The organism is Pseudomonas fluorescens (assembly GCF_902497895.1).
In the GTDB taxonomy this organism is placed as follows: domain Bacteria; phylum Pseudomonadota; class Gammaproteobacteria; order Pseudomonadales; family Pseudomonadaceae; genus Aquipseudomonas; species Aquipseudomonas fluorescens_BP.
On the sequence record NZ_CABVHQ010000119.1, the window covers coordinates 1 to 7,226 of the forward strand.

At 60.6% G+C, this 7,226-nt stretch carries 7 protein-coding genes; 1 reads left to right on the forward strand and 6 read right to left on the reverse strand.

Translation table 11 applies throughout. The features are described from left to right. Positions 1–74 precede the first annotated feature (74 nt). The 6 genes from F8N21_RS29440 to choX all read right to left on the reverse strand — a co-directional run bounded on the left by F8N21_RS29440 (position 75) and on the right by choX (position 5,801). Positions 75–338, reverse strand: a complete 264-nt coding sequence (locus F8N21_RS29440) for a hypothetical protein (RefSeq protein ID WP_150645472.1) — start codon at positions 336–338, stop codon at positions 75–77. Between the two features lie 408 nt (positions 339–746). Beyond that, positions 747–1,910: a gamma-butyrobetaine dioxygenase gene (locus F8N21_RS29445; RefSeq protein ID WP_150645473.1), complete on the reverse strand. Its 1,164-nt coding sequence runs from the start codon at positions 1,908–1,910 to the stop codon at positions 747–749. 23 nt (positions 1,911–1,933) lie between these two features. Then, a complete protein-coding gene (locus F8N21_RS29450) occupies positions 1,934–2,410 on the reverse strand; it encodes a thioesterase family protein (RefSeq protein ID WP_150645474.1) in 477 nt (158 codons plus the stop codon). Positions 2,411–2,700: 290 nt separating this feature from the next. Beyond that, positions 2,701–3,666, reverse strand: coding sequence for an L-carnitine dehydrogenase (locus F8N21_RS29455; RefSeq protein WP_150645475.1), 966 nt, complete (start codon positions 3,664–3,666; stop codon positions 2,701–2,703). Between the two features lie 230 nt (positions 3,667–3,896). Then, complete coding sequence (locus F8N21_RS29460) at positions 3,897–4,784, reverse strand: 3-keto-5-aminohexanoate cleavage protein (RefSeq protein ID WP_150645476.1); 888 nt, start codon at positions 4,782–4,784, stop codon at positions 3,897–3,899. A 72-nt stretch (positions 4,785–4,856) separates the two neighbouring features. Further along, complete coding sequence (gene choX / locus F8N21_RS29465) at positions 4,857–5,801, reverse strand: choline ABC transporter substrate-binding protein (RefSeq protein ID WP_150645477.1); 945 nt, start codon at positions 5,799–5,801, stop codon at positions 4,857–4,859. A 194-nt stretch (positions 5,802–5,995) separates the two neighbouring features. On the opposite strand from choX, the gene F8N21_RS29470 reads away from it, so the two are divergent. After that, positions 5,996–6,946: a GlxA family transcriptional regulator gene (locus F8N21_RS29470; protein ID WP_150645478.1), complete on the forward strand. Its 951-nt coding sequence runs from the start codon at positions 5,996–5,998 to the stop codon at positions 6,944–6,946. Positions 6,947–7,226 lie beyond the last annotated feature (280 nt).

A 7,226-nucleotide genomic window follows, 5' to 3' on the forward strand; every position in this document is an offset into this window, starting at 1 on the left:
CCTCGCCACAACAAGCCCCCTCGCCACAGGTCGGTGTCATTTCCTGCCCTGGATTAGCGGGTAGAGGCGATCTATCAGGCGCTACGGCTTTGCTTGTACTGCGCCAAAGCAGGCAACAACTGCTGGTCGATAGCCTGACGTACCGCCGGAAGAATCGTCGCGCTACCGGTGTACATCTGCTCGACCATTCCCTTGAGTGCCTTGGCCCGCGCATCGCTCAAGCCGCGTACCGCGCACTCGCAGGCTTGCTCGGCGGTCGAGCCGCTGGATACGTCAAAACCCAAGGCCCTCAATTGGCTCAGCAGGTCGTCCTGGTCAATCAAATCCGCGTGCATCATGACGCTTATCCTTATTCAGGGAGTGTGGTCGTGGCTCGATTCTGGTTGGCACTCGGGGGCGTCGGCAAGGGCGATTTGTCGTTATGGCCGCAATACCTATGAACAGGTCGTTTTCGGCTAACTCACAGGGGATATGAGTGGGCACACTGGACCTCAGCTCATGTGTCGAACGGTTTGGTCACCCTCCACGCAAAGCTCCTCAGCAACACACCTCTGCCTCGATCTTGTCACGGCTTGATCGGGGCTTTTTTTGTCTGGGATTGGGGTATTCAGGTCGATGTGTGTTGCCTGGCAGGACGCTATCGCGAGCAAGCTCGCTCCCACAGGATGTGCATTGAGCACACTATTGCGTGTACACCGCAAAACCAATGTGGGAGCGAGCCTGCTCGCGAAGAACGATGACGCGGTCTAGCGCTGCAACACCAATATCCGCGACAACAGCTCATCACGGTCGATGTAGCAGCCCTGGAAGTGCCGAGCCCCAGTGGTGGGGTCGAAGGCGTTGCGGGCGTGGAGGGTGCGGCGATTGTCGAAGCACCACATCTCGCCGGGGTTGAGCCGGGTCATCAGGCGGAAGCGCGCTTCACGGGTCATGGCGATAAAGCGGCGGTAGGCGTGATACAGCTGGGGCATTTGCTGCGCCGACGCATCGAACGGCCCGCGCAGGAAGTTGGCCATGCGGATCTCGCTGACTTGGCCAAGCGCATCCAGCGCAATGATCGGCGCCAGGCAGCGGTAGTCGCTGTGACGGTCTTTATTGCGAAACTCCACGGGGATTTCGCAGAGGCTGCGAAAGGCTTGCGGATCTTCCTGGCGCAAGGCTTCGGCGATGGCAAACCCATCGACAAAAATGCTCTCGCCACCGTCCGCCTCGTTGACCAGGCAATGTAGAAACTGCAGCCCCGGCTGCAACTCGCGGGTGGGCAGATCGCTGTGCAGTGGCAGGTTGAAAGCGGTGTAGGCATTGCTGTCGGCGTCGGCCTTGGATTGCACGTTGAACAGCACGCCGAAGTTGCTCTCGCGGATAAAGGAAATCCGCTTGGCAATCTGTGTCAGCGAGCCGGGTTCGGTGGGCATGCCACGTACTTGGGTGAGGCCGATATCCCGCAGCGCCAGCAGCCATTGCAGCAGCGCCTGGGGATCGTCCATCACGGCTTGATAGTCGAACACTGGCAGCTTCAGGGCACTGTTCCATAACTGGCTTTTTGGCCTGCCGGCGCGCCGTTCGGCACGAGATATATCGTCATAAGCATGGGCTCGCAACCAGCCGGGATCGAAGCGGCTGCTGTGACCGTCCTGCCAATCGATGCACAGGCATCCGTCGGCATCGATATGGGTCAGCAAGGGCGCGAGGTCTTCGGCGACGTCGACGATTTCCAGGACTTGCTCACGGGTCACGCTGTAGACGCAGACCGGGCACGGGCAGTTGTCCCGTAGCCACTGATGGTGAAACGGGCTCGATCGGCCATCGGCCCACTGCACCTGAACACGGTCCGCCAGGGTTTGCGCGGCGGTCAGGGCACTGATCAGCGGATAACTGCGGAAGTCGGCAAAAGCGGCGGCGGTGTTCATTCGATCTCCTTGATTTCGGTTGGTTATTTTTCCGCTGGCAGGCCGATTACCCGGCCGATGCAGGCGGGTTCTGGCAGGTCGACTTGCCGGGCCGTGATGGCCAGCAGCTTGTTCAGCACCGCTTCGCTGAATGGCGCGGAACGTGGCCCGGCGAGGTCGACGTGAAGCAGCATTTGCTCATTGCCCGCCAGTTCCTGTTCTGCGCCGACCAGGTGCAGGCTGTGATAGAGGTGCAAGCGTTTGCGGTCGTGGCCGATGATCTGGGTGTGTACTTCGACCTCGGCACCGAGTTTCACTTCGTGCAGGTAGTTGAGGTGCAGCTCGAGGGTGAACAGGGAGTTGCCGCTGGCTTCGCGGTTGCTGCTGTCCATGCCCAGTTGATCCATCAGCGCATCGGTGGCATAGCTGAAGATCAATAGATAAAAGGCATCGCGCAGATGGCCGTTGTAGTCGACCCAGTCGGGGATGATGGTGGTTTTGTAGGTGGTGAGGGTTGGCATGGTGTGGGTTCCGACAGATGTATTTGTTATGGGGAGAGGTCAGCATCTGGGTGCTTTTCAAGAGCCACCCCTCACCCCAGCCCTCCCGAAACGTCGGACCGCCCCAAGGGGGAGAGGGGGAAAGGGAGCAGATTTGTATCGTTTTCAAGTCCCGAGATCGACTCGATATCTCAGGTCGCAGTCCCTCGAAAGAACACTGCGGTCAGTCCCCTCTCCCCTCTGGGGAGAGGGCTAGGGTGAGGGGTGGATTTCAAGGCTGATGCAAAAATGAAGACCACCCCCAACTCCAATCACTCGCTAAACGCCATCCCATGCTTGGCCTTGGTGGTCTTCACCGCCTCAAGCACAGCCAACAAACAATCATCACGATAGCGCTCCAGCGCCGAAATGCTGTGTTTGCCGAGTTGATCGCTGGTGCCGTCAACTACGTCGTCGATCAGTTTGTCGGTCAACGCCGGTGCCGGCAGGTAGGTCCAGGGTAGTTTCAGCGCCGGGCCGAACTGGGCCATGAAGTGCCGCATACCGTCGTCGCCACCGGCCAGGGTATAGGTCAGGAATGTACCCATGAACGACCAGCGCAGACCGGCGCCGAAACGAATCGCATCGTCGATTTCGCCGGTGGTCGCCACGCCATCGTTGACCAGGTGCAGCGCTTCACGCCACAAGGCTTCGAGCAGGCGGTCGGCGATAAAGCCGGGGACTTCCTTGCGCACATGCAGCGGGCGCATACCCAAGGATTCGTAGACTTTCATCGCTGCTTGCACGGCTTGTGGTGCGGTGTTTTTGCCGCCGACCACTTCCACCAGCGGCAGCAGATATACCGGGTTGAACGGATGACCGACCACGCAACGTTCCGGATAGGTCGAACCCTCGTAGAACTCGCTGGGCAAGAGCCCTGAGGTGCTGGAGCCGATCAGTGCATCGGGCTTGGCCGCGGCGCTGATTTTGCCGTGCAGTTCGAGTTTCAGTTCCAGCCGTTCCGGGGCGCTTTCCTGAATGAAATCGGCGTCCTTCACACACTCTTCAATGGTCGCGACAAAGCGCAGGCGGTCTTGCGAAGCACCCGGTGCGAGCCCTTGTTTCTCAAGCGCTCCCCAAGCATTGGCGACCCGTTTGCGCAAGGCTGCTTCGGCGCCCGGCGCCGGATCCCAGGCCACTACATCCAGGCCGTGGGCGAGGGCGCGAGACACCCAGCCGCTGCCGATGACACCGCTGCCCAGTGCGGCGAAGGTTTTGATTTCGGTGATAAAGCTCATGGTGACTTCCTGAAGAAATTCGGTGATCCCCTTGTGGGAGCGGGCTTGTGTGGTGAGGGGGCTTGTCGGAACGCCGCATCGCCCCGTTGGGTCGCGAAGCGGCCCCAAAACCTGCAGCCGCGGTGTGTCAGCCAAACCGCATGCAATGTTTTACGACTGCTTCGCAGCCGAACGGGGGCAAGCCCCCTCACCACAAAAGCCCGCTCCCACAGGTGAGGTGTAAGTTCGGGTTAGCCGCGCTTGGTCAGGCCCATCTTCGCCCGGCCCTCGGCCGGGGTCAGAACGCGGGCGCCGAGGCGGCTGAGGATTTGCGAAGCGCGTTCAACCAGTTGGCCATTGGTAGCCAGCACGCCCTTGTCCAGCCACAGGTTGTCTTCCAGCCCGACCCGCACGTTGCCGCCGAGCAGTACCGCTTGAGCCGCCATCGGCATTTGCATGCGACCGATGCCGAACCCGGCCCAGACCGCATTGGCCGGCAGGTTGTCGACCATGGCTTTCATGGTGGTGGTGTCGGCCGGTGCGCCCCATGGGATGCCCAGGCACAGCTGGAACAGCGGATCGTCCAGCAGGCCTTCCTTGATCATCTGTTTGGCGAACCACAGGTGACCGGTGTCGAAGATTTCCAGCTCGGCCTTTACGCCCAGTTCTTGAATGCGTTTGGCGCCCGCGCGCAGTTGCGCCGGAGTGGAGACGTAAATGGTGTCGCCGTTGCCAAAGTTCAGGGTGCCGCAGTCCAGGGTGCAGATTTCCGGCAGCAGTGCTTCGACGTGGGCCAGACGGGTCAGCGGGCCGACCAGGTCGGTGTTCGGGCCGAATTCCATGGGGTTTTCACCGGCGCCGATTTCCAGGTCGCCGCCCATGCCCGCGGTGAGGTTGACGATGATGTCGACGTCGGCTTCACGAATACGCTCCATCACTTCGCGGTACAGCGCCACGTCGCGGCTGAACTTGCCGGTCTCGGGGTCGCGAACGTGACAGTGGACTACAGTGGCGCCGGCCTTGGCGGCTTCCACTGCGGCAGCGGCGATTTGTTTCGGGGTGACTGGCACGTGTGGGCTTCTGCCGGTCGTGTCGCCAGCACCGGTGAGTGCGCAGGTGATGATGACGTCGTGGTTCATGAGGCGGTTTCCTTCAGGCGTTGTGAGTCACTGCGCAACCGTTTGGCGCTGCGCAGATTGATTCGGGTCGGGTTATTTGCTGGTCAGTTTCAGGTTTTCGGCAGCCGGCTTGCCATCGAAGGTGGTCACGCCTTCAAGCCAGCGCTGCTGGTCTTGCGGGTGATCCTTGAGCCACTGTTTGGCCGATTCAAACGCATCTTTGTGATCGAGCAACGGTTGCATCATCCGGCTCTCGTCTTCGGCGGTGAAGGTCAGGTTGCTCAACAGACGGCTGACGTTCGGGCATTGCTCGGCGTAGTTCGGCGCGGTGACGGTCCAGACCGTGGCCATGCCTTCATTCGGGCCAAGAGCGTCCTGGCTGCCGGAGAGGTAGGTCATCTTCTGGTTGACGTTCATCGGGTGCGGTGCCCAGCCGAAGAACACGATGGCCTCGTTGCGTTTCACTGCACGGGTCACGGCCGAGAGCATCCCGGCTTCACTGGATTCGACCAACTGGAACTTGCCCAGGCCAAACTGGTTCTTGGCGATCATCGCTTTGATCTGGGTATTGGCGCCTGAACCGGGTTCGATGCCGTAGATCTTGCCGCCTAGCTCTTTCTCGAATTTGGCGATGTCGGCGAAGGTTTTCAGGCCTTTGTCCGCGAGGTAGGTGGGTACCGCCAGGGTGGCGCGGGCATCTTTCAGACTAGGCTCGGGCAGAACTTTGACTTGCTTGCCATCGACGAACGGGGTGATGGTCTGGGTCATCAGCGGGTTCCAGTAGCCGAGGAACATATCCAGGCGCTGGTCGCGGATGCCGGCGAAGATGATTTGCTGGGAGGCGCTGGTTTGTTTGGTCTTGTAGCCGAGGCCGTCGAGCAGGACTTGAGTCATGGCACTGGTGGCGATTACGTCTGTCCAGTTCACTACACCCATGCGCACGTTCTGGCACGCGGCGGCGTCGGCCGCGATGGCGCCGGAACTCAAGAAAGCGGTACCGCTGAGTGCAAGAACACAGCTGCTGATCAGTCGTTTCATGGTGGGTTCCTCGGCAGTTCGTTATTGTGGGTTCCGGCATCTTCGTGCGCCGGTGATGCCAAGTTACGCAGCTCAAGGCCCGTGAAAGCGCACAGCGGCGACCAGCTCTTGCACTGCAGCGACCTGCGCTCTTGAATGCCGCTTACAACTGGCGTATCAACGTCCACACGCTACCCGCCAACCGAGTGCGCTCCATGTCCCAGGATTTCTACTTCTTGCTCATGCCGGGTTTCTCGGCTATCGGCTTTATCTCGGCCATCGAGCCGCTGCGCGTGGCCAATCGCTTTCGTGGCGAGCTGTATCGCTGGCACGTGCTGAGCGCCGACGGCGGGGCAGTGCTGGCCAGCAATGGCATGTCGGTCAATGCCGATGCGGCGCTGGAACCGTTGAAGAAGGGTGCGACCTTGTTGGTGGTGGCCGGTTTCGAACCGCTGAAATTTGCCACGCCCGCACTGGAACACTGGCTACGCCGTCTCGACAATGAAGGCGTGACTCTCGGCGGGATCGACACCGGCAGTGTGCTGTTGGCCGAGGCCGGGCTGCTTGAAGGCCATCGAGTCACCCTGCACTGGGAAGCCATCGATGCCTTCAAGGAGTCTTATCCACAGCTGGAAGTCACCCAGGAACTCTTTGAAATCGACCGCCGGCGCATCACCTCCGCCGGCGGCACCGCGTCCATCGACCTGATGCTCGACCTGATCGGCCAGGCCCATGGCCCGGAGCTGGCGATCCAGGTCTCCGAACAATTCGTGCTCGGGCGCATTCGCCCGCGCAAAGACCACCAGCGCATGCAGATCGCCACCCGCTACGGCATCAGCAACAAGAAACTGGTGCATGTCATTGGCGAAATGGAGCAGCACAGCGAACCGCCTTTGAGCACTCTAGAGCTGGCGGACTCGATCAAGGTCACCCGTCGCCAGCTGGAGCGACTGTTCCGCCTGCACCTCAACGACACGCCGAGCAATTTCTATCTGGGCCTGCGCCTGGAGAAAGCACGGCAGCTGCTGCGCCAGACCGACATGAGCGTGCTGGAGGTGAGCATTGCCTGCGGCTTTGAATCGCCGTCGTATTTCACCAGGAGTTATCGGGCGAGGTTTGCCCGGTGTCCACGGGAGGATCGGCGAAGATTGAATGCAGTCGAATGATTATTGGGGGCGTGTGGCCCAATGCCTGTCAGTTAAGGGACATCCCGGATGCTGCTTCCTGATCCGAAATCCACCCCTCACCCTAACCCTCTCCCCAGGGGGCATAAGTATCTACACAACTTTGAAATCTGTGAAGGACTACGCCCGTAGCAGCTGCCGAGCCTGCGAGGCTGCGTTCGGCCGCGAAGCGGTCGTAAAATCAGGCAACACGCTTTTTCAGGTAAACCGCGGGCATAGGATTTGCGACGACTGCGTCCTCGAACGCAGCCTCGCAGGCTCG